General features: G+C 76.8%; 27 protein-coding genes. 21 read left to right on the top strand and 6 right to left on the bottom strand.

The window, feature by feature from the left end:
• The first annotated feature begins 230 nt into the window (after nt 1–230).
• Nucleotides 231–701 (top strand): carboxymuconolactone decarboxylase family protein, encoded by a 471-nt coding sequence (locus BUE45_RS27445; RefSeq protein ID WP_073383697.1) that lies wholly within the window; start codon nt 231–233, stop codon nt 699–701.
• Nucleotides 702–755: 54 nt separating this feature from the next.
• Here BUE45_RS27445 and BUE45_RS27440 read toward each other — a convergent pair whose 3' ends face one another.
• Nucleotides 756–1,391: a LysE family translocator gene (locus BUE45_RS27440; protein ID WP_073383694.1), complete on the bottom strand. Its 636-nt coding sequence runs from the start codon at nt 1,389–1,391 to the stop codon at nt 756–758.
• Between the two features lie 103 nt (nt 1,392–1,494).
• On the opposite strand from BUE45_RS27440, the gene BUE45_RS27435 reads away from it, so the two are divergent.
• From BUE45_RS27435 to BUE45_RS27415, 5 genes are all read left to right on the top strand, one after another.
• Nucleotides 1,495–3,021 carry a GMC family oxidoreductase gene (locus BUE45_RS27435; RefSeq protein ID WP_073383691.1) on the top strand — a complete coding sequence of 509 codons (1,527 nt, stop codon included), beginning with the start codon at nt 1,495–1,497 and terminating at the stop codon, nt 3,019–3,021.
• Nucleotides 3,022–3,123: 102 nt separating this feature from the next.
• A complete protein-coding gene (locus tag BUE45_RS27430) occupies nt 3,124–3,333 on the top strand; it encodes a helix-turn-helix domain-containing protein (RefSeq protein ID WP_073383689.1) in 210 nt (69 codons plus the stop codon).
• 116 nt (nt 3,334–3,449) lie between these two features.
• The gene (locus tag BUE45_RS27425; RefSeq protein WP_073383686.1) at nt 3,450–4,130 is read left to right on the top strand and encodes a YceI family protein; all 681 of its coding nucleotides are present in this window, start codon (nt 3,450–3,452) and stop codon (nt 4,128–4,130) included.
• A complete protein-coding gene (locus tag BUE45_RS27420; protein ID WP_073383683.1) occupies nt 4,127–4,657 on the top strand; it encodes a sigma-70 family RNA polymerase sigma factor in 531 nt (176 codons plus the stop codon). Before BUE45_RS27425 ends, BUE45_RS27420 begins: the two co-directional genes overlap by 4 nt.
• Nucleotides 4,654–5,385 carry an anti-sigma factor family protein gene (locus BUE45_RS27415; protein ID WP_073383681.1) on the top strand — a complete coding sequence of 244 codons (732 nt, stop codon included), beginning with the start codon at nt 4,654–4,656 and terminating at the stop codon, nt 5,383–5,385. The genes BUE45_RS27420 and BUE45_RS27415 overlap by 4 nt, the downstream gene beginning before the upstream one ends.
• Here the strand turns inward: BUE45_RS27415 and BUE45_RS27410 are convergent.
• Together BUE45_RS27410 and BUE45_RS27405 are read right to left on the bottom strand one after the other, a co-directional pair.
• Nucleotides 5,371–6,735, bottom strand: a complete 1,365-nt coding sequence (locus BUE45_RS27410; protein WP_073383678.1) for a TIGR01777 family oxidoreductase — start codon at nt 6,733–6,735, stop codon at nt 5,371–5,373. The genes BUE45_RS27415 and BUE45_RS27410 overlap by 15 nt on opposite strands.
• A 102-nt stretch (nt 6,736–6,837) precedes the next feature.
• Nucleotides 6,838–7,608: an alpha/beta hydrolase gene (locus BUE45_RS27405; protein ID WP_073383676.1), complete on the bottom strand. Its 771-nt coding sequence runs from the start codon at nt 7,606–7,608 to the stop codon at nt 6,838–6,840.
• A gap of 156 nt (nt 7,609–7,764) precedes the next feature.
• Between BUE45_RS27405 and BUE45_RS27400 the strand changes: the two genes are divergently transcribed.
• From BUE45_RS27400 to BUE45_RS27340, 13 genes are all read left to right on the top strand, one after another.
• Nucleotides 7,765–8,277, top strand: coding sequence for a TspO/MBR family protein (locus tag BUE45_RS27400; protein ID WP_084737953.1), 513 nt, complete (start codon nt 7,765–7,767; stop codon nt 8,275–8,277).
• 194 nt (nt 8,278–8,471) lie between these two features.
• Entirely contained in the window at nt 8,472–9,461 is a 990-nt protein-coding gene (locus BUE45_RS27395) for a substrate-binding domain-containing protein (RefSeq protein ID WP_073383673.1), read from the top strand.
• 49 nt (nt 9,462–9,510) lie between these two features.
• Nucleotides 9,511–11,034, top strand: a complete 1,524-nt coding sequence (locus BUE45_RS27390; protein ID WP_073383670.1) for a sugar ABC transporter ATP-binding protein — start codon at nt 9,511–9,513, stop codon at nt 11,032–11,034.
• A gap of 14 nt (nt 11,035–11,048) precedes the next feature.
• A complete protein-coding gene (locus tag BUE45_RS27385; protein WP_073383668.1) occupies nt 11,049–12,059 on the top strand; it encodes an ABC transporter permease in 1,011 nt (336 codons plus the stop codon).
• Nucleotides 12,060–12,078: 19 nt separating this feature from the next.
• On the top strand, nt 12,079–13,167 hold the full coding sequence (locus BUE45_RS27380) for a zinc-dependent alcohol dehydrogenase family protein (protein ID WP_245833493.1): 1,089 nt from the start codon (nt 12,079–12,081) through the stop codon (nt 13,165–13,167).
• A complete protein-coding gene (locus BUE45_RS27375) occupies nt 13,164–14,372 on the top strand; it encodes a DUF4380 domain-containing protein (RefSeq protein WP_073383665.1) in 1,209 nt (402 codons plus the stop codon). The genes BUE45_RS27380 and BUE45_RS27375 overlap by 4 nt, the downstream gene beginning before the upstream one ends.
• A gap of 70 nt (nt 14,373–14,442) precedes the next feature.
• On the top strand, nt 14,443–15,198 hold the full coding sequence (locus tag BUE45_RS27370) for an SDR family NAD(P)-dependent oxidoreductase (RefSeq protein ID WP_073383663.1): 756 nt from the start codon (nt 14,443–14,445) through the stop codon (nt 15,196–15,198).
• 22 nt (nt 15,199–15,220) lie between these two features.
• Nucleotides 15,221–15,952, top strand: a complete 732-nt coding sequence (locus BUE45_RS27365; protein ID WP_073383660.1) for a FadR/GntR family transcriptional regulator — start codon at nt 15,221–15,223, stop codon at nt 15,950–15,952.
• Nucleotides 15,949–17,094 carry a galactonate dehydratase gene (gene dgoD / locus BUE45_RS27360; protein ID WP_073383658.1) on the top strand — a complete coding sequence of 382 codons (1,146 nt, stop codon included), beginning with the start codon at nt 15,949–15,951 and terminating at the stop codon, nt 17,092–17,094. Before BUE45_RS27365 ends, dgoD begins: the two co-directional genes overlap by 4 nt.
• A 16-nt stretch (nt 17,095–17,110) precedes the next feature.
• The gene (locus BUE45_RS27355) at nt 17,111–17,971 is read left to right on the top strand and encodes an SMP-30/gluconolactonase/LRE family protein (RefSeq protein ID WP_073383655.1); all 861 of its coding nucleotides are present in this window, start codon (nt 17,111–17,113) and stop codon (nt 17,969–17,971) included.
• On the top strand, nt 17,968–18,948 hold the full coding sequence (locus BUE45_RS27350) for a sugar kinase (RefSeq protein WP_073383651.1): 981 nt from the start codon (nt 17,968–17,970) through the stop codon (nt 18,946–18,948). The genes BUE45_RS27355 and BUE45_RS27350 overlap by 4 nt, the downstream gene beginning before the upstream one ends.
• Entirely contained in the window at nt 18,941–19,537 is a 597-nt protein-coding gene (locus BUE45_RS27345) for a bifunctional 4-hydroxy-2-oxoglutarate aldolase/2-dehydro-3-deoxy-phosphogluconate aldolase (RefSeq protein WP_073383648.1), read from the top strand. Before BUE45_RS27350 ends, BUE45_RS27345 begins: the two co-directional genes overlap by 8 nt.
• Nucleotides 19,538–19,853: 316 nt before the next feature.
• Nucleotides 19,854–21,032: a saccharopine dehydrogenase family protein gene (locus BUE45_RS27340; protein WP_073383646.1), complete on the top strand. Its 1,179-nt coding sequence runs from the start codon at nt 19,854–19,856 to the stop codon at nt 21,030–21,032.
• 42 nt (nt 21,033–21,074) lie between these two features.
• Here BUE45_RS27340 and BUE45_RS27335 read toward each other — a convergent pair whose 3' ends face one another.
• Entirely contained in the window at nt 21,075–21,689 is a 615-nt protein-coding gene (locus BUE45_RS27335; protein ID WP_073383643.1) for a TetR/AcrR family transcriptional regulator, read from the bottom strand.
• Nucleotides 21,690–21,713: 24 nt separating this feature from the next.
• On the opposite strand from BUE45_RS27335, the gene BUE45_RS27330 reads away from it, so the two are divergent.
• Nucleotides 21,714–22,526: a CPBP family intramembrane glutamic endopeptidase gene (locus tag BUE45_RS27330; protein WP_143173502.1), complete on the top strand. Its 813-nt coding sequence runs from the start codon at nt 21,714–21,716 to the stop codon at nt 22,524–22,526.
• A 16-nt stretch (nt 22,527–22,542) separates the two neighbouring features.
• Here the strand turns inward: BUE45_RS27330 and BUE45_RS27325 are convergent, their stop codons facing one another.
• A complete protein-coding gene (locus BUE45_RS27325) occupies nt 22,543–23,349 on the bottom strand; it encodes a sulfite exporter TauE/SafE family protein (RefSeq protein WP_073383724.1) in 807 nt (268 codons plus the stop codon).
• A 101-nt stretch (nt 23,350–23,450) separates the two neighbouring features.
• Between BUE45_RS27325 and BUE45_RS27320 the strand changes: the two genes are divergently transcribed.
• Nucleotides 23,451–24,233 (top strand): AraC family transcriptional regulator, encoded by a 783-nt coding sequence (locus BUE45_RS27320; protein WP_073383638.1) that lies wholly within the window; start codon nt 23,451–23,453, stop codon nt 24,231–24,233.
• A 206-nt stretch (nt 24,234–24,439) separates the two neighbouring features.
• Here the strand turns inward: BUE45_RS27320 and BUE45_RS27315 are convergent, their stop codons facing one another.
• Nucleotides 24,440–25,111, bottom strand: coding sequence for a GntR family transcriptional regulator (locus tag BUE45_RS27315; RefSeq protein WP_073383634.1), 672 nt, complete (start codon nt 25,109–25,111; stop codon nt 24,440–24,442).
• Between the last annotated feature and the right edge of the window lie 59 nt (nt 25,112–25,170).

The raw sequence follows: 25,170 nt of genomic DNA, 5'->3' as shown, positions 1-25,170 counted from the left end.
ACGCTCCACCCCCCACGGCGTTAAAGCGGGTGAACAACCCCCCGTGGCTGAGCCGGACAGACACCCGCGGCCCCACCCCCTACGACCCGGCGTGGCAGCGACACCCTCCGGCTACGGCCGAGCGCTCCAGGCGGGCGGACAACCCCGGTCGCACGGCACGAAGGCGCCGGGTGTCACGAATGGCACCCCTGTCCTGTCTGTAGGACAGGACCACGAAAAGGAGCACATCCATGGAAGCCCGTCTGGACACCTTCGCCAACCCCGTCGCCACCGGATTCCTCAAGCACCTGATCGCCGCCGGGCGGTCCCTCGGGGACTCCCCCCTGTCGCCCACCGTCCGGGAGCTGGTGGAGGTGCGCGCGAGCCAGATCAACGGCTGCGGGTTCTGCGTCGACATGCACACCAAGGAGGCCGAGCGCGCGGGCGAGACCGCGACCCGGCTGCACCTGGTCGCCGTCTGGCGGGAGGCCACGGTGTTCACCGACGCCGAGCGGGCCGCGCTGGACCTGGCCGAGCACGGCACCCGCACCGCGGACGGGGCGGGCGTGCCCGACGCGGTGTGGGACGAGGCGGCGAAGCACTTCGACGAGGACGCGCTGGCGGCGCTGGTGGGGGCGATCTCCGTCATCAACGCCTTCAACCGGCTGAACGTCATCACCCGCCAGCCCGCGGGCGGCTACCGGCCCGGCATGTTCGGCTGACCGGCCCCCGGGGCGGGCGGGGCGGACCGCGCCCCGCCCGTCCCGGCCGCGCCCTCAGGGGTTGCGGCCGGAGAGGGCCACCACGCCGCCCAGCCCGATCATCGCCACTCCCCCGCCCGCGGACAGGTCGGCCAGGCGGCGCGGGGAGCCGGCGAACCACCGGCGGGCCCGGCCCGCGCCGAGCGCCCACAGGGCGTCGCAGGCCAGGCCCAGGGCGGTGAACACCGTGCCGAGCAGGAGGATCTGCGCGGGCACGGACCCCGCGGCGGGGTCGGCGAACTGCGGGAGGACGGCGACGAAGAACACCAGGGTCTTGGGGTTGGTGACCCCCACGGTGAAGCCCTGGGCCAGGATGCGCAGCGGCGGGGCCGCGGCGTCGGCGGTCAGCGGGGAGGCGGCGCGGTGGCGGTGGCGGATCGCCGAGACGCCGAGCCACACCAGGTAGGCGGCGCCCGCGAGCTTGAGGACGGTGAACGCCGCGGTGGAGGCGGCCACGACCGCGCCCACCCCGCAGGCGACCGCGACGACGAGGGGGAGGATCCCCAGGGAGTTGCCCAGGACGCTGAGCAGGCCGCCGCGCCGGCCCAGGGAGAGGGAGCGGCCGACCACGAAGAGCACGCTGGGGCCGGGCACGAGGATGAGCAGGAGGGCGGCGGGGACGAAGGCGAGGAGGTTCTCCGGGGGCACCATGGCGGCACGTTACCCCACGGCGGTGTCCGGCGCCGGGGAGCGGGTACATTCCGTGGGCCGCACGAGTCCTCTGCGGCGTCCGACCACCCGGGGGAAGGCGGCCATGGAGCAGGAGAGCAGCGGCACCGACTACATCGTGGTCGGCACCGGCCCCGGCGGGTCCGCCGTGGTGCGCAGGCTGATCGACGCGGGCCACCGGGTGACGGTCCTGGAGGCCGGCCCCACGGACGCCCGGCCCGAGATCGAGGACCCGCTCGCCGCGTTCGCCCTGTTCGGCACGGAGGTGGACGGGGGCCTGCTCACCGAGCCCCAGGGGGACGCCGGCGGCCGGGTGCTGTACATGCCGCGGGGGCGGGCGCTGGGCGGCACGAGCATCCTCAACGGGATGGTGTACGCGCGGGGCGCCGCCGCCGACTTCGAGGCCTGGGCGCAGGCCGGCGCGGACGGCTGGGGGTGGGCGGACGTGGAGCCGTACTTCCGGCGGCTGGAGGCGTTCGGCCCGCGACCCGGCCCCGGGCGGGGCGCGGACGGCCCGCTGCCGGTGCGGCGCAACGCCGACCCCGACCCCGTGGCCGCCGCGTTCGTGCGGGCGGCCGGGGGCGCGGGGCACCCGGTCCGGGACGACCCCAACGACGGGGAGGACGGCCGCGGGGCGGGCTTCACGCAGGCGACGATGGTGGACGGGCGCCGGGTGACCGCCTGGCGGGCGTACGTGGTGCCGGTGCTGGGGTCGCCGCTGCTCACCGTGGTCACCGAGGCCCGCGTCACCCGGGTCCTGATCGAGGACGGCCGGGCGTCGGGGGTGGAGTACCGGGGCCGGGACGGCGAGGTCCGGCGGGTGCGGGCCGGGCGCGAGGTGGTGCTGGCCGCCGGCGTGTTCGGGACCCCGCAGATCCTGCTCCTGTCGGGGGTGGGCCCCGCCGCGCACCTGCGCGGGCACGGGCTGGCGACCGCCGTGGACCTGCCGGGGGTGGGCGAGAACCTGCGCGACCACGCGGTGGTGCCGGTGGTGTGGGAGCGGACCGCGCCGGCCGCCGGGCCGCAGGGCATCGGGGTCCAGGCGCAGCTGCTGCACGACGGGCCGGGGGACGGGATGGTCCTCCCGGACCGGCAGACCATGGTCATCCCCTACGTCTACTCCACGCTCCGGGAGGGGCTGCCGGAGGCGGGGTTCACGACGGTGGCGGTGGTGCTGCACCCGTACAGCACGGGCACGGTGCGGCTGCGCTCGGCCGATCCGGCGGACCCGCCGCTGGTCGACCTCGGCCTGCTGTCCGACCCGCGGGACGTGCGGGCGCTGGCGGAGGAGGTGGCGATGCTGCGGGAGCTGGTGCGCCGCCCGGAGATGGCCGCGCACGTGGCGGCCGAGGTGCACCCCGGGGACGCGGACCCGCGGGAGTACGTGCGGGCGGCGGCCGACACCGGGCACCACCAGGTGGGGACGGCCCGGATGGGGACGGACGCGCTGGCGGTGGTGGACCCGCGGCTGCGGGTGCGGGGCGTGGCCGGGTTGCGGGTCGCGGACGCGTCGGTGATGCCGTTCCCCCCGGCGGCCAACCCGGCCGGGACGGTGTTCATGATCGGTGAGCGGGCGGCGGACCTCCTGCTCGCGGACGGCGGCGCGGGCTGACCCCGGCGGCGCACCTCCTTGTGATTTCTATCGAATTTCGATAGATTACTATCGTTGTTCGATGGAAGGGGTGCGTGTGAGGGAACCGGAAGAGGGCGTCTGATGGCGATCGTCGTCGACATCGACGTGGTGCTGGCCCGGCGCAGGATGTCCGTGGGCGAGCTGGCCGAGCGGGTCGGCATCACCCCCGCCAACCTCGCCGTCCTCAAGAACGGCCGGGCCAAGGCGGTGCGCTTCACCACCCTGGAGGCCCTCTGCGCGGCCCTGGACTGCCAGCCCGGCGACCTGCTGCGGTGGGAGCCGGGCGAGTGAGGCGCCGATCACCCCTTCTTTCGTTGAACCCTCCGGCCCCCTGTCCCGTTTCCCCCTGTGAGGGGCCGGACGCACCGGGTGCGGACGGCCGGTGATCCACGGACCCGAGGGGGACCATGCGTACCGGAACGAAGATCGCCGTCGGAGCGGGAGCCGCGGTCGTGGTGCTGGGCGGGGCGGCCCTGGTGTTCGGCCCCGGCCTGTACGCCGACATGAACGCGGACAGCGCCCAGGAGGCGCCCGCGGTCGACTCCCCCGGGGTGGGCGGGGCGACCGACCCGGCGGAGTTCGAGGGCGACTGGACGGTGGCGCGGGGCGAGTCCTACGCCGGGTACCGGCTGGACGAGGTTCTCCAGGGCGAGGACGTCACGGTCACCGGCCGCACCCCCGACGTGGACGGCACCCTGTCGGTGGCGGACGGGGCGGTCACCGCCGCCGAGATCACCGTGGACATGACCACGGTGGCCACCGACAACGGGGCCCGCGACGACTACTTCCGCGAGACCGCCCTGAACACCGCGGAGTTCCCCACCTCCACGTTCACCCTGACCGAACCGGTGGCCGTGGAGCCCGGCACCGAGTCGGTGGAGCTGGCCGGGGAGCTGACCGTCCACGGGGTCACCCGGCCGGTCACCCTGGACGCGCAGGTCGGCCTGACCGACGACGGCGCGCGGGTGGCGGGCAGCGTGCCGGTCACCTTCGCCGACTTCGGCGTCCAGGCCCCCGACCTGGGCTTCGTGTCCGTGGAGGAGGACGGGGAGGTCGAGTTCCTGCTCGACCTCGTCCGGAATCCGTGACGGAGCGGCCGCCCGGCGGGACGGCCGGGCCGTCACAGGACCTGCTGACGGCGCTGCACGCGGCGCACGCGGGCAGGCTCCACCGGTACGTCCTGCGGCTGACCGGCGACGGCCCGCTCACCCAGGACGTGGTGCAGGAGACGCTGCTGCGCGCCTGGCGGCGGCCCGAGGTGATGGCGCGGGAGGAGGACGCGGTGCGCGCCTGGCTGTACACGGTGGCGCGCAACCTGGTCGTGGACGAGATGCGCAGCGCCCGGCGCTCCCGGGAGCTGCCCACCGACCGGCCGCCCGAGCACCCGCAGGCCGACCGCAGCCAGGCGGTGCTGGACGCGTGGCTGGTGGCCGACGCCCTGTCCTCGCTGTCCGCGGAGCACCGCGCCGTGGTCGTGGGCGCCTACTACCGCGGCCGCTCGGCACAGGAGCTGGCCGCCGAGCTGGACATCCCGTCCGGGACCGTCAAGTCCCGCCTGCACTACGCCCTGCGCGCCATGCGCCTGGCCCTCCAGGAGAAAGGAGTCTCACCATGACCTCCCCCGCGGAGGGCGGCGCCGATCCGTACCGGGACTGGGACGGCGCGTACGTCCTGGGCGCCCTGGAGCCGGGCGAGCGCCGCGAGTTCGAGCGGCACCTGCTGGTGTGCGGCCCCTGCCGGGGGGCCGTCGCCGAGCTGGCCGGCATGCCCGGCCTGCTGGGCGCGGTGCCCGCGCAGGAGGCCCTGGCCATGGACGCGGCGGCCGGAGCCGAGGCGGCCAGCGGGCCGGGGGCCGTGCCGCTGGCGTCGGTGGCCGCGGCGGCCCGGCGCCGGCGCGCCCGCGGCCGGGCGCTGCTGGCGGCGGTCGCCGCCTGCGCGGTGCTGGCGGCCGGCGCCGGCGGCTGGGCGGCCGGGCGCGGCACGGCCGCCCCCGCCGCCCCGGTCGCGCAGGCGCCGGACCCGCAGGTCCCGCAGACCGTGGAGCTGAGCCCGGTGGGCGAGGTCGAGCTGTGGGCGTCGGTGACGGTCACCCCCACGGCCTGGGGGACCCGGTTCGACTGGACCTGCGACTACCCGGCGAGCGGCGGCGACGAGGACATCGTGTACACCCTGGTCCTGGTGGACGACGAGGGCGCCCGCTCGACCGCGGCGACGTGGTCGTGGAGCGAGTCCGGGGCCCCCTCCGGCCTGGGGGCCTCCACGGCGCTGCCGCTGGACCGGATCGACGGGGTCGAGATCGGCCTGGCCGGGACGGAGGGGGCGCTGGCCTCAGGCCGGGTCTGAGTCCGCGGCGGGGCGGCCGAGCAGGTGGGCCAGCGCGCCGCCCAGGTAGGGGTGGCGGAACCGGTGGCCCGCCGCCAGCAGGCGGGCGGGGACCACGCGCTGGTCGGCCAGCGCGACCTCGTCCGCGCCCTCCCGGCCGAGCAGGGCCGCGGGGGCCCAGCCGGGGACCGGGAGCGCCGCCGGGCGGCGCAGGGTGCGGGCCAGGGCCTGCGCGTACTCGGTGCCGCGCACCGGGTAGGGGGCCACGGCGTTGACCGGGCCGGCCAGGTCGCCGTCCAGGAGGGCGCGCAGGTAGATGTCGGACAGGTCGTCGGCGCCGATCCACGACAGCCACTGCCCCCCGTGGCCCAGGCGCCCGCCCAGCCCCGCGGCGAACAGCGGGTACTGGAGCCCCAGCACCCCGCCCGCCGGGGTCTGCACGATGCCGGTGCGCACCTGGACGCAGCGCACGCCCGCGGCGGCGGCCGGGGCGCAGGCCGCCTCCCAGTCGGCGACCAGGTCGGCGAGGAAGCCCTCGCCCGGGGCGCTGTCCTCGGTGAGCACCTCGTCCCCGCGCTCGGGCCCGTAGAGGCCGATCGCCGAGGCCGTGGCGAACACGGCGGGGCCGCCGTGGGCGGCGCGCGCCGCGGCCAGCTCCGCCAGGGCCCGGGTGGGGCCGATCCGGCTCTCGCGCAGCTCGTCCTTGTGGGCCCGGGTGAACCGGCCCAGGATGGGCTCCCCCGCCAGGTGCACGACGGCGTCGACCCCGTCGAGCAGGTCGGGGGCCGGGTCGGCGGGGTCCCAGCGGCGTTCTCCGGGGCCGCCCGGGTCGCGCCGCACCAGCCGGACCACCTCGTGGCCGGAGGTGGTGAGCAGCGCGCACAGGTTGCGGCCCACCAGCCCGCCCGCGCCGGTGACGGCCACGGTCAGGGTCCGCTCCGACCAGGCGCGGGAGCGCTCCAGGGCGGCCAGGTCGTCGGCGAGCTGGGCGTGCCGGTAGGCGAACATGGGCCGCAGCAGGGCCTCGGGGACGGAGGTGGCGAGCCGGTCGACGACGCGGGTGCCGCCGCCCGGGGCCTCCTCGAAGTCGTGGGCGTGCGTCCACGACAGCACCGCCGACAGCGGGCGGCCCACCAGCCGGTCGGCGAACCGGCGCGGCGGGTCGTAGCGCTCGGGCAGGTGGGCGGCGGTCCAGCGCACCCCGCCGGGGAAGGCGAGCACCGCCGTGCCGTCGCGCAGGGAGCCGGCCTCGGCCTCCAGGCGGACCGGCTGCCAGGGCGGGGCCAGGCGGGCGAACGCCCCGGGCCTGGCGTGCCAGGCGAACACCTCGTCCCGTGGTGCGGGCACCACACTCGTGTACCGGAAGACCATGCCCCCTCCTTCCCCTGCCGCTGTCGCACGTCGGGGCCCACGCTAGCGCGGGAGCCGCCGCAGTCCAGGGGACGGGCCGCGCGGGCGCCGATCCGGCCCGGTTCAGCCGTCCAGGAACGCGGTCACGGCGGCGGCGAGGGCGGCGCGGGCCTCGGCGTCGCCGATGTCGGCCGTCCCGTCGCCGGACTGTTCGCCGTAGGCGCCGAACTGGGCGTGGTTCATCCCCTCGATCTCCACCGACTCGGCGTCCGGGGGCAGGTGGCCGCGGTTGGCGGCGACCGTGGCGGGGTCGGACAGGGCGTCCTCGCCGCCGGAGACCGACAGCACGCGCAGGTCGTCCCGGCCGGCCAGGCCGGCGCCCTCGGTGGCGTAGGAGCCCCACAGGATCAGCCCGGCGGGTGCGGGGTCGGGGTCGCCGCCGGCGTGGGAGGCGGCCATGGCCCCGCCGAGGGAGTGCCCGCCCAGGTACCAGCGGTCCACGCCGCCGCCGTGGTCGGCGATGGCCCGGTCGGCGCGGTCGGGGGCCAGGACCGCGAAGTTGAGCGGCATCCGGGGGATGACCACGGTGACCCCGGTGTCGCGGACGACCGGCGCCCAGGGGGCGGCGTAGGCCTCGGCCTCCACGCGGGCGCCGGGGTAGAAGACGACGCCGGTGCCGGTGCCGCCGCCCGCGGGGGCCAGGACGACGGCGTCGTCGGCGACCTCCACCTCGACCGCGGGCAGGGCGAGGGCCTCGCCCAGCGGGCCGGGCTCGGCCCGGTAGGCGTTCAGGCCCCAGGCGGCGAACCCGCCGGCCGCGACGGCCGCCAAGACCAGGACGAGCGCGCAGGCGAGGAGCGCCCGGCGCAGCGCGGTCCCGCGCCGGGGGCTCACCGGCGCACCCCCGTGGCGGTGGCGGGGTAGGGGCCTTGCGCGGGGGCGCGTACCGCGCCTCGTGGATTTATCACGGAAACCAAGATACTTTCCTGTTAGGACTTCCGGTGACGGGACCCGCCGTCACCGGCACGCGCCGGAGCACGGAGGGCGACCATGGGAGCCAGCGCACACCAGGACACGAGGACGGGACCGTCGGTCCCGGCACAGGCCGCGGCACTGGCGGTGCTGCTGGCCGCGGCCTTCGGCAGCGCGCTGCTGGGGGTGACGGCCAGCCCCGACACCGCGGGCGAGTACGCGCGCCTGGCCCGGCCCGACTGGGCCCCGCCCTCCGCGGTGTTCGGCCCCGTGTGGACGGTGCTGTACGCCGCCATCGCGGTGTCGGGCTGGCTGGTGTGGCGGCGCGGGGGCCTGCGCGGCGCGGCCCTGGCGCTCTTCGCCGGCCAGCTGGTGCTCAACGCCCTGTGGACGCCGCTGTTCTTCGCGGCCGGGATGCGCGGCACCGCCCTGGTGGACATCGTGCTGCTGCTGGCACTGATCACCGCCACCGTCGCGGTCTTCTCCCGCACCTCCCGGGCCGCCGCGCTGCTGCTGGTCCCGTACTGGGCGTGGGTGGCCTTCGCCACCGCGCTCAACGCCGCCGTGTGGTGGCTCAACCGCGGGGCCTGACCCCCCGCCTCCCCCGCCCCGTCCGGCGCCGCCGCGCCCCGGGCGGGGCGTTCGTGTGCCCCCACCGAGGGCGAAAAAATAATTAATTACTATTTATTCTTGACGTTACCTGGATCACTCTGTCATGCTCGTCCGCAGTTGAGGAAGGCGTTCGCGCAGGTGAGCACGTACGCCCTACGCCAAGGAGGACCCCCATGGGCAGACGGCCACCACCCCGGGCGCTCGCCGCCCTCACCGCCGTCCTGTGCGCACTGGTGCTCGCCGGCTGCGGCGCCAGGCTCGGCGAGGACGGACGCATCGGCGTCGTCTACATGGACGCCCAGGGCTTCTACGCCGGGGTCCGCCAGGGCATGCAGGACTACGCCGACGGCTCCGGCCGCGAACTCCAGCTGCTGGAGCTCAACGCCCGCGGCGACGCCTCCGAGGAGAGCACCTTCGTCGACATCGCCTCCTCGGCCGACGTCGACGCCCTGGTCCTGTCCCCGGTCTCGGCGACCGCCTCCATCCCGGCCGTGCGCCTGGCGCACGAGAGCGGGGTGCCGGTGGTCTGCTACAACACCTGCATCGAGGACGAGGCCGCCCGGGAGTACGTGACCTCCTACATCCTGGGCGACCCCCACGAGTTCGGCCGCCTGCTCGGCGAGGCCGCCGCCGACCACTTCGAGTCCGAGGGCGTGGACGACCCCGCCATCGCGGTCCTGAACTGCGAGTTCGTCGAGGTCTGCGTGCAGCGCCGCGAGGGCTTCGAGGAGGCGCTCTTCGACCGCCTGCCCGCGGCCGAGATCGTCGCCAACCAGGAGGGCGCCACCATCGACGAGGCCGTCGACGTGGGCGAGCGCCTGCTCACCGCCCACCCCGACCTGGACGCCTTCTACGGCGAGGCGGGCGGCGCCACCATGGGCGCGGTCCGCGCGGTCACCAACCGCGGCCTGGCCGGGGAGGTCGTGGTCTTCGGCAGCGACATGTCCACCGACGCCGCCCGCGCGCTGGCCGACCACCGCATCCTCAAGGCCAACGTCGACATCTCCGGCACCGCGGTCGGGCTGCTGGCGGGCGAGACCGTCCAGCGCATCATCGCGGGCCAGGCGCCCGAGGAGTTCATCACCCCGGCGCCCATCGACCTCTACACCACCCCCGAGGACGGCCGGGAGTGGCTCCAGGCCCACCCGGACGGCATCCCGTGACCGGCGGCCCCCGTCCACCCGTCCGTCCCGTCCCACCCGTGGAGCACCCATGAGCGACACCACCGCCCCGGCGGCGGCGCCCGACACCGAGGTCGTGGCCCGCGTCCGCGGAGCCACCAAGAGCTACCCCGGCGTCACCGCCCTGGACGGCGCCGACTTCGAGATCCGCTCCGGCGAGGTCCGCGCCCTGCTCGGGCGCAACGGCGCCGGCAAGTCCACCCTCATCCGGCTGCTGTCCGGCGTGGAGGCGCCCGACGCCGGCGACATCGAGATCGGCGGCACCCCGCTGGCCGGCGGCGGCATCCGCCGGGCCGCCGAACTCGGCGTGGGCACCGTCTACCAGGAGCTGAGCCTGGTCCCGGAGCTGTCGGCCGCGGAGAACCTCTACCTCGGCTCCTGGCCCGGCGGGCGCGGGCGCATCGACTACGCCGCCATGCGCGCGGGCGCCGAGGAGGTCTTCGCCGAACTCGGCGTGGACATCTCCCCCCAGACCCGCGTCGGGGAGCTGCCCCTGGCCCAGCAGCAGCTGGTGGAGATCGCCCGCGCCTTCCGCGCCCGGCCCCGGCTGCTCATCCTGGACGAGCCCACCAGCGCCCTGGCCGCGGCCGAGGCCGAGACCGTGCTGGAGGCCGTCACGCGCGTCGCCTCGCGCGGGGTGGGCGTCGTCTACGTCAGCCACCGGCTGGACGAGATCCGCCGGGTCGCCGACACCGTCACCGTCATGCGCGACGGCGCCGTGGTGGAGACCGTGCCCGTCAGGGGGGCCACCACCGCGCGCATCGTCTCCCTCATGCTGGGCGGGGACGCCGGGCAGGAGCAGGCCCCGCCGCGGCGCCGCGCCCACGCCGGGGGCACCCCGCTGCTGTCGGTCCGCGACCTGTCGGTGCCGCCCAAGGTCGAGGGGGTCTCCTTCGACCTGTACCCGGGCGAGGTCCTGGGCCTGGGCGGCCTCATGGGCTCCGGGCGCACCGAGCTGCTGCGCGCCCTGGCCGGGTTCGCGCCCTGCGGCGGCACCGTGGAGGTGGACGGGACCCCGGTGGCGCGCCCCACCCCGCGGGCCATGCGGCGCCTGGGCGTGGGCATCACCCCCGAGGACCGCAAGGGCGAGGGCGTGGTCCCCCTGCTGGGCGTCTCCGAGAACATGGTCATGACCTGGTTCGGCGGCGCCTCCCGGGCCGGGACCGTGCTGCCCTCGCGGGTCTCCTCCCTGGGCCGCGACCTCATCGACCGGCTGTCGATCAAGGCCTCCGGCCCCGACACCCCGATCGTCAACCTCAGCGGCGGCAACCAGCAGAAGGCCGTCATCGGCCGGTGGCTGCACGCCGGAAGCCGCATCCTGCTGCTGGACGAGCCCACCCGCGGCGTCGACGTGGAGGCCAAGGCGCAGATCTACGGCATCGTCCGCGAGCTGGCCGGGCAGGGCGCGGCCGTCCTGTTCGTCTCCAGCGAGCTGGAGGAGCTGCCGCTGGTGTGCGACCGCGTGCTGGCCCTGCGCGCGGGGCGCCTGCACGGCGAGTTCACCGGCGACGACATCACCCTGGACAACATCATGGCCGCCGCGATGGCGGCGTGAACGGCGAGGTAGCAATGACCACCACCACCAAGGTCACCGGCGCGGCGGTCCCCGCCCGCGGCGACTTCATCGGCCGCCACGGCCACCGCCTCAACGAGATCGGCCTCCTGGCCGCCATCGCGCTCCTGTACATCGTCCTGGGGCTCACCGCCTCCGGGTTCCTGAGCCTGGACAACCAGCTCGGCCTGCTGCGCAACGCCGCCACCATCGGCATCGCAGCCTGGGGCGTCACCCTGGTGATCATCGCCGGGGAGATCGACATCAGCATCGGCCCGGCCGTCGCCTTCGCGTCGGTCATCGTCGCCACGGGCGCCACCGAGTGGAACCTGGGCGTGGTCGGCGCCATCCTGGTCACCCTGGCCATGGGCCTGCTGTGGGGCGCCCTGGCCGGGTGGCTCAGAGCCCGGTTCAACGTGCCGTCCTTCATCACCACGCTGGGGCTGTGGAGCGTCCTGGGCGGCCTGGCCCTGTACATGACCGACGCGCTGCCCGTCCCGCTGCCCGAGAGCGCCCTGCTCGACGTGCTCGGCGGGTCCGTGCTGGGCATCCCCACCGCCGCGCTGGTCATGCTGGTCCTGTTCGGCGTCTTCGCCTACGTCGCCAGGTACACCGCCTACGGGCGGTCGGTCTACGCCATCGGCGGCAACGCGGCCGCCGCGCAGCTGGCCGGGCTCAACGTCACCCGGGTGCGCGTCCTGCTGTTCGCCACCACCGGCCTGCTCGCGGCGATCACCGGCGTGCTGCTGGCGGCCCGCCTGGGCTCGGGCAACGGCGGCGCCGCCGCCGGCCTGGAGTTCGACGTCATCGCGGCCGTCGTCATCGGCGGCACCGCGCTGGCCGGCGGGCGCGGCTCGCTCGGCGGCACCTTCCTGGGCGTCGTCTTCATCACCGTCATCGCCAACGGCCTGGTCCTGCTCGGGGTCAACTCGTTCTTCCAGGACGTGGTGCGCGGCCTCATCATCGTCGGGGCCGTCCTGATCAACGTCGTCATCAGCAGGCGCAGCGCCGCCAACCGGCTCGCCTGACCCGAACGGGGGAACAACAGTGAACGCGACGGACTCCGGGCCCCTGCCCGCCACCATGCGCGGGGTGCGCCTGCCCGGCGACTCCACGGCGGTCGTGGACACCCTGCCCGTGCCCGAGCCCGGACCGGGCCAGGTGCTGCTGCGGATCGGCGCCTCGGGCATCTGCGGCAGCGACATCGGCTACATCTACCGCGAGCACAAGACGCACCGCGGCGTCGACGGCCCCGCCTACCGGGGCGTCGTGGCGGGCCACGAGCCCTCGGGCACGGTGGTGCAGGCCGGCCCCGGGTGCCGCCGGTTCGGCCCCGGCGACCGGGTCATCGTGTACCACATCGCCGGCTGCGGGCTCTGCGACAACTGCCGCCGCGGCCACATGATCAGCTGCACCGACCCGGGCCGGGCCTCCTACGGCTGGCAGCGCGACGGCGGCCACGCCGAGTACCTGCTCGCCGAGGAGTCGACCCTGGTCCCGCTGCCCGACGAGCTGTCCTTCGTGGACGGCGCGCTCATCGCCTGCGGGTTCGGCACCGCCTACGAGGGCCTGCGGCGCATCGGCGTCAACGGCGACGGCGACCTGCTGGTCGTGGGCCTGGGCCCGGTCGGCCTGGCCGCGGGCATGATCGGCGGCGGCATGGGCGCCGCCCGCGTCATCGGCGTGGAGCCCGACGAGGGGCGCCGCGCGTGGGCGCGGACCCTGGACGTGTTCGACGCGCTGGCCTCCCCGGAGGAGGCCGCCGAGGTGGTCGCCCGGACCACCGGCGGGCGGGGCGCGGCCACCGCCATCGACTGCTCCGGCTCGCGCGCGGGCCGCTCCCTGGCCCTGGAGGGGGCGGCCGAGTGGGGCCGGGTGTCCCTGGTGGGCGAGGGCGGCACCCTGGAGACCGAGGTGTCGGACACCCTCCTGCACAAGCAGCTCACCCTGTACGCGTCGTGGGTGACCTCGCTGCCCGCCATGGCCGAGCTGTCGGTCAACCTGGTCCGCTGGGGGCTGTCCCCCGAGCGGGTGGTCTCGGACCGCTTCGACCTGTCCGAGGCCGACGCCGCCTACCGGCTGGCCGCGGGCGCGAGCCGGGGCAAGGTGTGCCTGGTCAACGGGGAGGCCGGATGAGCGGCGCGGAGGTCCGCCGCGAGGGGGCGGGGGTCGGCGAGCGGATCGTCCTGGACAACGGGACGGTCCGGCTGACGGCCGCCCCCGGCCTGGGCGGGCGCCTGCTGTCGGTGCGCCTGCGGGGCCGCGAGCACCTGTACCGCAACCCGCGCCTGCTGGACGCGGACCTGCGGGCCGTCCCGGGTGTGGAGCTGGGCCCGGTGGACGGGCCGATGAGCGCGTGGAACAACGTGGGCGGGGACAAGACCTGGCCCGCGCCCCAGGGGTGGGACGGGCCCGGACAGTGGGCCGGTCCCCCCGACCCCGTCCTGGACTCGGGCGCCTACGCGGCCGAGGCCTCCTCCGCCGCCGACGGCTCCGCCGTGCTCACCCTGACCAGCGGGGACGACCCGCGGTCGGGGCTGCGCCTGCGCCGCCGCATCACCCTGGAGCCCGGCACCGCCGGGTTCCGGCTGGACCTGGAGGCGGTCAACACCTCCGGCACCGCCCGCCGGTGGGCGCTGTGGAACGTCACGCAGATCGACGGCTCCGGCGCGGCCGGGGACGCGGGCGGCGTGTACGCGGGCGTGCGCGGGCCGGGCCCGCACACCGTCCCGCTGGTGGCGGGCAACGGCAACCCGCGGGTCTTGGAGCACGCCCCGGGCGTGCTGCGGGTCCCCGCCCAGGACGTGGTGGGCAAGGTCGGCTTCCCCACGGCCTCGGGGTGGCTGGCCCACGTGGGCGCCGCCGGCACCCTGACCCAGCGCTTCGCCGTGGCGGAGGGGGGCGCCTACCCCGACTCCGGCTCGCGCGCCGAGGTCTGGCTGGAGGCGCCGGTGGACCGGCCGCTGGAGCACCTGGGCGGGCTGTGCCCGGTCGACCGGGTGACCGAGGTCGAGGCGCTGGGCCCCCTCGCCGACCTGGCGCCGGGCCAGGCGACGCGGCTGGCCGTCGAGTTCGGCCTCGGCACCGGGACGGGGCCGGTCGCCGGGGTCACCCCGGACGGCTTCTGGGAGCGGGCGCCCCGCTGGGACGCCCGGGACCCCGCGCGGCCCCGCCTGGCCGGGGCGTTCACGTCCCGCCGGGCCGGCTCCCTGGTGCACCGGGAGTCCGGCGCCGTTCTCGCGCGGGCCCTGCCCGGCGAGCCCGTACGGTTCGACACCCCGGTACCCGGGTCCGGGTCGCACACCCCGGCCGACGTGGACTTCACCCCGGAGGAGCGGTGACCGGGCCGCGGCCCCGGGGAGGCGGCGCCCGCCGGGCGCACCCGCCGACCGACCAGAGGACGGAGTGGGCATGACCGACGGCAGGCACACGGGAACGACGGCCGTGGTGACCGGGGCGGCGCAGGGCATCGGGGAGGCCACCGCGGCCCGCCTGGCCGCCGAGGGCGCCTCGGTGGTGCTGACCGACCTGTCCCCCGGCGTGGAGGGGGCCGCCGAGCGCATCCGCGCCCGCGGCGGCCGGGCCCTGGCGCTGCGGGCCGACGTGGCCGACGAGGCCTCCTGGACCCGCGTCGTGGAGGAGGCGCGCGCCGCCTTCGGGCCGGTGGGGGTGCTGGTCTCCAACGCGTACACCTTCGAGCAGGCGCCCGCGCACGAGACCTCGCTCGCCTCCTGGGAGCGGCAGCTGTCGGTCAACCTCACCGGCGCGTTCCTGGGGGTGCGCGCCTGCCTGGAGGACCTGTCCGCCCAGGGCGGCAGCGTCGTCGTCACCTCCTCGGTGCACGCCTGGTTCGGGCTCCCGGGGCGCCCGGCCTACGCCACCACCAAGGGCGGGCTCACCGCGCTGACCCGCCAGCTGGCCGTGGAGTACGGGCCGCGCGTGCGCGTCAACTGCGTGCTGCCCGGCCCGGTGCTCACCGCCGCTTGGGAGGGCGTGGGCGAGGAGGACCGGCGCGCCAGCGTCGAGCAGACCGCGGCGGGCCGCTTCGGCGACCCCGGCGAGGTCGCCTCCGTCATCTCCTTCCTGGCCTCCGCGGAGGCCTCCTACGTCACCGGGGCGAGCCTGCCGGTCGACGGAGGGTGGAGTATCTACAAGGCGTCGTCGTAAGGCGCCCGGAACGGAGGAAGCGATGGCGGCCTACTCGGGGCGCGGTGTGCACGGCCAGACGGTGCGGTTGCTGGGGGAGCGCGTGCTCTCCGGCCGGATCGGCGAGGGCGAGACGATCGACCTGGCCGCGCTCAGCGGGGAGCTGGACCTGAGCCTGACCGCGATCCGCGAGGCGATCAAGGTCCTGGCGGCCAAGGGCCTGGTGGGCTCGCGGCAGAAGAAGGGGACGTTCGTGCGCCCCCGCGGCGACTGGAACCTGCTCGACCCGGACGTGGTCCGGTGGCAGATCGCCGCGGGGGCCGGCGACGTGTTCTTCCGCGACCTGGCCGAGCTGCGCGACGCCCTGGAGCCCGCCGCCGCCCGGCTCGCCGCCGAGCGCCGCACCGGCGGCGACACCGCCGAGCTGCGGGCCGCGCTGGCGGAGATGGGCGAGACCGCGGACGGCCCGGCCGAGGAGGCCGTCCGGGCCGACCTGCGCTGGCACCGCGCCCTGCTGGCGGCGACGCACAACGAGCTGTTCACCCGCACCGACGTCTTCTTCGCCGCGGGGCTGTCCGAGCGCGACCGCCTGGTGCACGGGGGCGCGCACAAGGACCCGGTGCCCAGCCACGGGGCCGTCACCGACGCCGTCGCCGCCGGGGACCCGGCCGCCGCCGAGGCCGCCATGCGCTCCCTGCTCGCCCAGGCCCGGGAGGACCTGCTCCGCGTCACCGAGGACGACGCGCACGAAGACGATCTGGAGAGACCGCAGTGAAGATCACCCGTATCGAGACCTTCCTGGTCCCGCCCCGGTGGCTGATGTGCCGGGTGGAGACCGACGAGGGGGTCGTCGGCTGGGGCGAACCCGTGGTGGAGGGGCGGGCCGAGACGGTGCGCGCCGCCGTCGGGGAGCTGTCCGACCTCCTGCTGGGCCAGGACCCCCGCCCCGTCGAGCACCACTGGCAGCGCCTCACCAAGGCCGCGTTCTACCGCGGCGGGCCGGTGCTCTCCAGCGCCGTCGCCGGGCTGGACCAGGCGCTGTGGGACATCGCGGGCAAGAGCCTGGGCGTGCCCGTGCACCGGCTGCTGGGCGGCCCGGTCCGCGACAAGGTCCGCGTGTACGGCTGGGTCGGCGGGGACGACCCGGCCGAGCTGGCCGACGCCGTCGCCGCGCGCGTGGAGTCCGGGCTGACCGCCGTCAAGATGAACGCGGCCGGGGTGGTGGGCCGCTCGGCCACCGTCCGGGAGATCGACGCGATCGTGGGGCGGCTGGCCGGGGTGCGCGAGGTCCTGGGCCCGGACCGGGACGTGGCCGTGGACTTCCACGGCCGGTTCAACGCCGCCACCGCCCGCCGGGTGCTGCCCCTGCTGGAGCCGCTGCGCCCCATGTTCGCCGAGGAGCCGGTGCTGCCCGAGTACGGGCACCTGCTCGCCGACGTGGTGCGCTCCAGCCCGGTGCCGATCGCCACCGGGGAGCGGCTGTTCGGCCGGAGCGAGTTCCTGCCCGCGCTCCAGGCGGGCATCGCGGTCGCCCAGCCGGACCTGTCGCACGCCGGGGGGATCTCCGAGGTGCGCCGGATCGCCTCGCTGGCCGAGACCTACGACGCGCTGCTGGCCCCGCACTGCCCGCTGGGGCCGCTGGCCCTGGCGGCGAGCCTGCAGGTCGCCTTCGCCACGCCCAACTTCCTCATCCAGGAGCAGAGCATGGGCATCCACTACAACCGGGACGCCGAGCTGCTCGACTACGTCCTGGACGCCGACGCCTTCGCCTTCCCCGACGGGCACATCCACCGCACCGAGGCCCCCGGCCTGGGCGTGGAGGTGGACGAGGACGCCGTGCGGCGGGCGGACCGCACCGGCCACCGCTGGCGGCCCCCGGTGTGGAGCCACGACGACGGCTCCTTCGCGGAGTGGTGAGGGGGAGGTGACGCACATGTCCGTGGAACCGTGGAGCGCCGACCGCTTCGAACTGGGCGAGGGGCTGCGCCTGCACGGCGCCGACCTGCTGGTGGTGGACATCCTCGCCGGCAGGCTCCTGCGGCTGGACCCCTCCTCCCCCGGGCCCGCCCGGGAGGTCGCCTCCCTGGGGGTGCCGCTGGGGGCGGTGGCGCCGGTCCGGGACCGGCCGGGCGCCTACGTCGCCGCGGCGGGCACCGGGGTGGCCCTGCTGGGCGCCGGCGGCGTGGAGCGGTGGCTGGGCCGTCCCGAGGACGGCGCCGCCGCCCCCATGCGCATGAACGACGGCTGCTGCGACCCGCACGGCCGGTTCTGGGCCGGGTCGATGGCCTACGACGGCACGACCGGGGCCGGGTCGCTCTACCGCACCGACCCCGGCGGCCGGGTCACCCGGGTCCTGGACGGCTACACCGTGCCCAACGGCCCCGCCTTCACCGCGGACGGAACCCGCATGTACCTGGCCGACAGCGCCGCGGGCCGCATCGACGCCTACGACGTGTCCCCGGACGGGGAGCCCGGCGGGCGCACCGTCTTCGCCCGGCTGGCCGAGGGCAGCCCGGACGGGATGCAGGTCGACGACGCCGGGCACCTGTGGGTGGCGGTCTGGGGCGCCGGGCGGGTCCACCGCTACGACCCCGACGGGGCCCTGGAGCGGGTGGTCGGGGTACCGGCCGCCCAGCCCACGAGCGTGTGCGTGGTCGACGGGCCCGAGCCGCGGCTGTTCGTCTCCTCCGCGTCCGTCGGCCTCGCCCGGCCCGGCCCCGGCGACGGCGCGGTCTTCTCGTTCCCCGCCGGGGCCGCCGCCCCGGCGGCCCGCACCTTCGGAGGCGCCCCGTGACGCCGCAGGTCGCCTGCGTGGGCGAGACCATGCTGCTGCTCACCGCGGCCGGACCGCTCCCCCTGGACCGGTCCCCGCTGCTGTCCGCGGGCGCGGCGGGCGCCGAGTCCAACGTCGCCTGCGGCCTGGCCGCCCTCGGGCACCGGGCCGCCTGGCTGGGCGGGGTGGGCGAGGACCCCTTCGGGCGGGTGGTCGTGGGGGCCCTGCGCGACCGGGGCGTGGACGTGTCCGGCGTGCGCGTGGACCCGGACCGGCCCACGGGCCTGTTCGCCAAGGACGCCTCCCCCGGGGGGACCACCGTCCACTACTACCGGGCCGGGTCCGCCGGGTCGGCGCTCGGACCGGAACTGGCCCGGCACCCGCTGGTGCGGGGCGCGCAGAGCGTGCACCTGTCGGGGGTGACCCCGGCGCTCTCCCCCGGGTGCGACGCCCTCGCCGAGGCCCTGCTGTCGGACCCGGCGCTGACGGTGAGCTTCGACGTCAACCACCGGCCGCGGCTGTGGGGGCCGGGCATGGCCGCGCCCCGGCTGCTGGCCCTGGCGCGCCTGGCCGACGTCGTCTTCGTCGGCCGGGACGAGGCCGAGGAGCTGTGGGGCACCCGCACCGCCCGCGACGTGCGGGACCTGCTGCCGGACACCGACCGGCTGGTGGTGAAGGACGCCGCGCACGGCGCCACCGAGTTCCACGGCGGACGCGAGGTGTTCGTGCCCGCGCCGCCGGTGGAGGTCGTCGAGCCGGTCGGGGCGGGCGACGCGTTCGCCGCCGGGTACCTGGCGGGGCGCCTGCGCGGCCTCGGCTCCCGGGGGCGCCTGCGGCTGGGGCACCTGTGCGCGGGGCGCGTCCTGCGGGTGGCGGGCGACCTGGCCGCCCCTCCCCCGCCGCGGCTGGTCGACGAACTCCTGGCGGTCCCCGACGAGCGGTGGACCGCGAGCGCTGCGGCGGCCGAGGCCGCCGGGAGAGGGGAAGAGGATGGGTGACGAGGGACTGGACGGCCTGTTCGCGGGGCACCGCGTGCTGGCGATCCTGCGCGGCATGCCGGTGGAGACCACGGTGGCGCTGGCCCGGCGGGCGTGGGACCTGGGCGTGACCGCGATCGAGGTGCCCGCCCGGGACGGGGCCGGGCTGGAGGCGCTGCGCGCCACCGTCCGGGCGGGGGCCGAACGCGGCCACCCGGTCGGGGCGGGCACGGTGATCACCCCGGACCAGGTGCGTGCCGTGGCCGGCGCCGGAGCGGCGTTCACCGTCGCGCCGGGCTTCGACCCCGAGGTCATGGCCGCGTCGGAGGCGGCGGGCATGCCGCACCTTCCCGGGGTGGCCACGCCGACGGACGTGCAGGGCGTGCTGCGGGCGGGCGGGCGCTGGGTGAAGGCCTTCCCGGCGACGGCACTGGGGACCGACTGGTTCCGCGCCATGGGCGGGCCGTTCCCGGACGTGCGGATCGTGGCCACCGGCGGGATGGACGCCCGCAACGCGCGGGAGTACCTCGACGCGGGGGCGCGGATGGTGGCGGTCGGGTCGGCGCTGGCCGACCCCGAGCAGATCCCGCTGCTGGCCGACCTGGTCTGAGCGGGGTCCGCGTGCCGGGGTCCGCCGGGAGGCGGGCCCCGGCACGCCCCTCCCGGCCGGGCCGCCCGCGGCACCTGGCTCCGGGGGTGCTCCGGCCCCGCACCGCATCAGGACGGGGCCGCCGCACCCGGCCGCAGCGCGTTCAGGGCGGGACCACCCGTCTCCGGGCCGCCACGCCCCGGAGACACAGCGCATCGAAGCGGGACCGCCCGGCACCCGGCCGCACCGCCCCCGGTGTCCGCAGCCGGGCCTGACAGACTGGTCCCTGCACACCAGGCGGACAGGCGCGACCGACGACCGACCACGGGGGACCAGCGTGCGACGCGACCACGACATCGTTCTGTTCGGGGCGACCGGCTTCACCGGCGGGCTGACCGCCCGGTACCTGGCGGGCCGGCTGCCCGCCGGCGCCCGGTGGGCCCTGGCCGGGCGCGACCGGGGGAAGCTGGAGGACGTGCGCGAGCGGGTCGCCGCGGCGGCGCCCGGCTCGCCCGTCCCCGACCTGCTCGTGGCCGACGTGGCGGACCCCGCCTCCGTGCGCCGCCTGGCGGCCTCGACGCGGGCCGTCGCCAGCACCGTGGGCCCCTACGCCGTCCACGGGGAGCCGCTGGTGGCGGCCTGCGCGGCCGAGGGCACCGACTACCTGGACCTGTGCGGCGAACCGGAGTTCGTGGACCGCATGTACGCGGAGCACCACGCCGCCGCCGTCGGGAGCGGGGCGCGGATCGTGCACGCCTGCGGGTTCGACTCCGTTCCGCACGACCTGGGCGCGCTGTTCACCGTCCAGCGGCTGCCCGAGGGCGTGCCGCTGCACGTCGAGGGGTTCGTGCGGGCCCAGGGGGCGCCCTCCGGCGGCACCCTGCACTCGCTGGTCGGCGCGTTCGCCGAGCCCGGTCGGGCCCTGGCCGCGGCGCGGCGGCGGCGCGCCCTGGAGGGCACCGTCCCGGGGCGGCGGGTACGGGTCGACCGGCGGGGCCTGCCGCGCACCCGGCTCGCCCGCGGGTGGACGCTGCCGCTGCCCACCCTGGACCCGCGGGTGGTGGTGCGCTCGGCGGCGGCCTCGGAGCGCTACGGGCCCGACTTCACCTACGGGCACTACGCGGCGTTCCGGCGGCCGGTCAGCGCGGTCGCCGCCGCCGCGGGGGCCGGCGGGCTGCTGGCGGCGGCGCGGGTGCCCGCGCTGCGCGACCGGCTGCTGGCGCTGCGCGCCCCCGGCGAGGGTCCCGGCGACGCCGAGCTGGCCGCGGGCTGGTTCACGGTGCACTTCGCGGGCCGGGGCGGCGGGCGCCGGGTGTACACGCGGGTGTCGGGCCCCGACCCCGGCTACCTGGGCACGGCCGTCATGCTCGCCGAGTCGGCGCTGTGCCTGGTCCACGACGACCTGCCGCCCACCCGCGGCCAGGTGACCACGGCGACCGCCATGGGCGACGCCCTCATCGCCCGGCTGCGCGCCGCCGGGTTCGGGTTCGACGTGCTGGATCCCGCCGGGGCCTGACCCCGGCGGGGGCCGGGCCTGACCCCGGCCCCCGCCCCGGCCTCACCCGGCGGTGGCCGCGGCGACCAGGAGCCGCACCCCCTCCTCGTCCCCGTCGAACGGGGGGACCGCCGCGGTGCGGGGGAAGTCCGCCGGGTCCATGCGCGACAGCGCCCGCCGAAAGCCCGGCGAGGACGCGTCCGCCGACAGCAGCAGGGTCCCGTGCACCCACTCCGTGGCGAACCCGGTCAGCGCCGCGGCCCGCCGCGGCGTGTGCCCCATCCGGTCGGTGAAGAACCCCAGCAGCGCCTCGTTCAGCGCCAGGGAGTGCGGACCGGCGATCCGCTGGGCCGCGAGCAGCTCCACGTGCCCGGGCGAGGACCGGAAGACCGCGAGCACGTGGTGCAGGAACAGGCGCAGGCCCTCCTCCGGTTCCCGCTCCCGGAGCAGGGCGAGGTCGAGCCCCGCAAGGAACGCGTCGCCGAGCCGGTGGCGCAGGTCGGCCATGTCGTCGAAGTAGGTGTACAGGGCGGTCGGCGTGACGTCGGCCTCCCGGGCCACGGCCCGCAGGGTCAGGGCCGCGAGCCCGCCCCCGCGCAGGACGCGCTCGGCGGCGGCCAGCAGGTCCGGTGCGCTGATGTCCCCCCGGGGGCCGCGCCTGCGCTGCTTCTTCGTCATCGTGGGATGCTACCGTCTCTATTTGTGCAACGAACAAATAAGATGCCGCTCCGTGCGGCGGGCCTGTTCATCATCCTGGTCCTGATCGCGATCACCCTCGTCTGCGGCCTGTTCCTGCTACTGGACACCCCCCTGCCCGGCTGGTTCGTCGTCGTCGGCCGCTGGCTGCCCGCGCTGGTGGCGCTCGCGGTGCTGCGCCTGGTGCCGCTGCCCGGCGGGCCGCTGCGCTGGATGTCCCTGCGCCCGGGCGGGTGGCGCCGCCTGGTGGGCGGCGGCCTGGCGGCGGTGGCGGCCCTGACCGCCGTCTACGCGCTCTCCGCCGCCGCGGCCGTCCTCCTGGGACCGGCCGAGCCCCAGCCGGCCGCGGCCCTGCTCCGGTTCGCCGTCCTGCTCCTGCCCTCGGTGCTGCTCTTCTCCCTGAGCACGCTCGGGGAGGAGGCCGCCTGGCGGGGCCTGCTCCAGCAGACCCTGGCCGACCTGGGGTTCTGGCGCTCGTCCGCGCTGATCTCCGGGGTCTGGGTGCTCTTCCACGTCCCGCTGCACGGCACCATGGCGCTCCAGGGAGCGCTCCCCTGGGACATGATGGCGGTCACCACGGCCGCGCTGTTCCCCCTGGGGCTGTTCCTCAGCGCCGTGACCGTCCGCTTCGGCAGCGTCTGGCCCGCGGTGTTCGCGCACGCGCTGCCGCTGTCCGCCCTCAACCTGGTGTCCAACGCCGGCGACCTCGGCGCGGGCGCCCTGTGGGGGCTGACTGCGGTGACCGCCGCCCTGCTCACGGCCGCGGCGTACCTGTTCGCCCGGGTCCCCGCGGGCGGTGCGCGGCGCGCCGGGGCCTGACCCCGGCGCGGGCGCCTCAGACCAGCAGGACGGCGACCAGCGCGAGCGCGAGCAGGACCACGAAGGCCACGGCGTGCACGCGGTCGGGCACCCGCCCCACGTGGCGCCGGGCCAGGGCGATGGCGGGCAGGGACCCGGTCAGCAGCAGCGCCGCCGCGACCAGGTCGACCGAGCCCGCGTACCCCTGCCCCGCACCCGCCCCGCCGGTGCCCAGCAGCGCGTAGACCGCGGTCCCGGCCAGGGCGACCGGCAGGCTGAGCGGGTTGGCCATGGCGGTGGCCTCCAGCATGGGCAGCCCCCGGCGGCGCAGCAGCGGCACGGTCATGACGCTGCCGCCCACCCCCAGGAAGCCGGTGACGGCGCCGATGCCCGCGCCCAGCGCCGGGACCGCCCCGCGGCGCGGCGGGCGGGCGCCCCGGCCGTCGGGCCGGTCGAGGAAGCCCCGGCGCAGCAGGCTGTCGGCGATGGTCACCACCAGGTAGGCCACGAACAGCGCGTGCTGGACCGCGCCCCCGGCCAGGGTGGCCGCCCACGCGCCGGCCGCGCTGCCCAGGCCGATGTAGGCGGCCAGCGGCCACAGGTACTCCCGGCGCAGCCGCCCGGCCCGGTACTGGGCCAGGGTCGCGGCGGAGGAGTTGACGATCATGACGGCCGTGGAGGTCGCCACGGCCACCGCCATGGCGTCCGTGCCCGGCTCGCCCCGGGCCAGCGTGAACGCGTAGACGACCGGGACGGTGACGAAGCCGCCGCCGAAGCCGAAGGCCACCGTGGTGAGGCCGCTCAGGCAGCCCAGGGCCAGGAGCGCGAGGAGGGAGGAGAGCACCCGCACCACGGTACGGACGCGGGGACCGGCGCGCATTCGGTGGAACGACAGGAACGATCGCGCACCGGACAGGTCCGGGGCACCCGGTAGGGTCCGGTCCCGTGCGCGACATACCCGTCTCCGAGGTGGAGGACATCGACCGGCCGGTCCTGGCGATCGGCACGGACTACCCGCCCGGGTTCGTGCTCGCCCTGCACCGGCACCGGCGGGCGCAGTTCCTGTACGGCGCCACGGGGGTGATGCGGGTGCGCACCGCCGACGGCGCGTGGACCGTGCCGCCCCAGCGCGCCGTGCTGGTCCCGGCGGGGACCGGCCACGAGGTGACCATGGAGGGCGTGTCCACCCGGAGCCTGTACCTGGAGCCGGCCGCGGTGCCGTGGTTCCCCGAGCGCTGCCAGGTCGTGGAGGTCTCGCCGCTGCTGCGGGCGCTGGTGTCGGAGGCGGTGGACATCGAGCCGCGCTACGACGGGCGCGGGCGGGACGGGGCGCTGGTCGCGCTGGTCCTGCACGAGCTGCGGCGGCTGGTCCCGCTGCCGCTGGACCTGCCGCTGCCCGAGCACGCGGGGCTGCGCGCGCTGTGCGAGGAGTTCCTGGAGGCGCCCGACGTGCACGACCCGCCCGCCCGCTGGGCGGCCCGGCTGCACGTCGGGGAGCGGACGCTGCACCGGCTGTTCCGGGCCCAGACCGGCATGGGGTTCGCGCGGTGGCGGCGGCGGGCCTGCGTGCTGCGCGCGCTGCCCGCGCTGGACCGGGGCGAGCCGGTGGCCAGGGTCGCCGCCGACCTGGGGTACGCCAGCCCGGCGGCGTTCTCCGCGGCCTTCTCGGCCCTGCTGGGCTCACCGCCGCGGGACCACCGGACGGCGCCCCGCACGGCCGCCCCCTGAGCCGCCCGCCCGGCACCGCGCGGCGGCCGTCCGGACGGCGGGAACGCACCGCGCAACGGTCCGCCCCGGCGCAGGGCCGTGAAACCGCGGATACACGGCACGGGCAGGCACCCGCCCCGGACGCACGGCGCGGAGCCCGGCCACCCGGCCGCCGAACCCACGAAAGCGCACGAGCGCCCCGCCCCGCCGGGGACGGCGGCCCCCGGTCAGCCCGGGAAGGCCCGCACGACCTCGGGGACCTCGCGCAGGTGGGTGGCGAGGACGGCCACGGCCGCCTCGCCGTCGTGCCCGCCCAGCAGCTCGGCGATGAGCCGGTGCTCGCGCTCGATGGTGGCCAGCCGCTCGGGGGCCTCGGTGATGGTGCGCACGGACAGGCGCACCTGGCGCGGGCGCATGGCGTCGTACATCTCGGCCAGGACCGCGTTGCCGCGGTGGCGGACCAGGGACGCGTGGAAGAGCTGGTCGAGGCGGGCCATGGTGTTCCAGTCGCGTTCGCGCCCGGCGGCCTCCATCTCCTCGATCAGCTCCCGGGCATCGGCGGGGGCGCCGCGCCGGTGCCGACAGATCTCGGTCGCGGCGTGGGACTCGATGACGAAGCGGGCCTGGTAGATCTCCTTCATCTCGGTGGAGGTGACGACGCGGACCTGGGCGCCGCGGCGCGGGACGAGCTCGACGAAGCTCTCGGCCTGGAGGCGGTGCAGGGCCTCGCGGACCGGGGTCCGCGAGGTGCCGACCTCGGCGGCCAGCACCGCCTCGTCGAGGAACCGCCCTTCGGCGTACCTCCCCGAGAGGATGGCCTCGCCGATCCATTCGTAGGCGCGCTCGCGCGCGGAACGCCGCGCCGTGCCGGGGTTTCCGCTGTTCTTTTGTTCGTCCACCGTCCCACCCTACCTTTGCACTCCGTGGATGCCCCGTGTATACATGTTGTCCACAGCAC

Origin of the sequence: Nocardiopsis flavescens (genome assembly GCF_900141985.1) — a bacterium.
Taxonomy (GTDB): Bacteria; Actinomycetota; Actinomycetes; order Streptosporangiales; family Streptosporangiaceae; genus Nocardiopsis; species Nocardiopsis flavescens.
The sequence above is the reverse complement of the archived record's forward strand: the minus strand, read 5'-3'. Positions and strand labels throughout refer to the sequence as shown.

Bases quoted from the DNA above. Each gene is read 5' to 3' on its own strand.
- BUE45_RS27400 (WP_084737953.1), top strand. From the start codon at position 7,765: ATGGGAGCCAGCGCACACCAGGACACGAGGACGGGACCGTCGGTCCCG.
- BUE45_RS27395 (WP_073383673.1), top strand. From the start codon at position 8,472: ATGGGCAGACGGCCACCACCCCGGGCGCTCGCCGCCCTCACCGCCGTC.
- BUE45_RS27440 (WP_073383694.1), bottom strand. From the start codon at position 1,391: ATGGTGCCCCCGGAGAACCTCCTCGCCTTCGTCCCCGCCGCCCTCCTG.
- BUE45_RS27415 (WP_073383681.1), top strand. From the start codon at position 4,654: ATGACCTCCCCCGCGGAGGGCGGCGCCGATCCGTACCGGGACTGGGAC.
- BUE45_RS27390 (WP_073383670.1), top strand. From the start codon at position 9,511: ATGAGCGACACCACCGCCCCGGCGGCGGCGCCCGACACCGAGGTCGTG.
- BUE45_RS27370 (WP_073383663.1), top strand. From the start codon at position 14,443: ATGACCGACGGCAGGCACACGGGAACGACGGCCGTGGTGACCGGGGCG.
- BUE45_RS27430 (WP_073383689.1), top strand. From the start codon at position 3,124: ATGGCGATCGTCGTCGACATCGACGTGGTGCTGGCCCGGCGCAGGATG.
- BUE45_RS27345 (WP_073383648.1), top strand. From the start codon at position 18,941: ATGGGTGACGAGGGACTGGACGGCCTGTTCGCGGGGCACCGCGTGCTG.
- BUE45_RS27355 (WP_073383655.1), top strand. From the start codon at position 17,111: ATGTCCGTGGAACCGTGGAGCGCCGACCGCTTCGAACTGGGCGAGGGG.
- BUE45_RS27335 (WP_073383643.1), bottom strand. From the start codon at position 21,689: ATGACGAAGAAGCAGCGCAGGCGCGGCCCCCGGGGGGACATCAGCGCA.
- BUE45_RS27365 (WP_073383660.1), top strand. From the start codon at position 15,221: ATGGCGGCCTACTCGGGGCGCGGTGTGCACGGCCAGACGGTGCGGTTG.
- BUE45_RS27410 (WP_073383678.1), bottom strand. From the start codon at position 6,735: ATGGTCTTCCGGTACACGAGTGTGGTGCCCGCACCACGGGACGAGGTG.
- BUE45_RS27375 (WP_073383665.1), top strand. From the start codon at position 13,164: ATGAGCGGCGCGGAGGTCCGCCGCGAGGGGGCGGGGGTCGGCGAGCGG.
- BUE45_RS27385 (WP_073383668.1), top strand. From the start codon at position 11,049: ATGACCACCACCACCAAGGTCACCGGCGCGGCGGTCCCCGCCCGCGGC.
- BUE45_RS27435 (WP_073383691.1), top strand. From the start codon at position 1,495: ATGGAGCAGGAGAGCAGCGGCACCGACTACATCGTGGTCGGCACCGGC.
- BUE45_RS27445 (WP_073383697.1), top strand. From the start codon at position 231: ATGGAAGCCCGTCTGGACACCTTCGCCAACCCCGTCGCCACCGGATTC.
- BUE45_RS27425 (WP_073383686.1), top strand. From the start codon at position 3,450: ATGCGTACCGGAACGAAGATCGCCGTCGGAGCGGGAGCCGCGGTCGTG.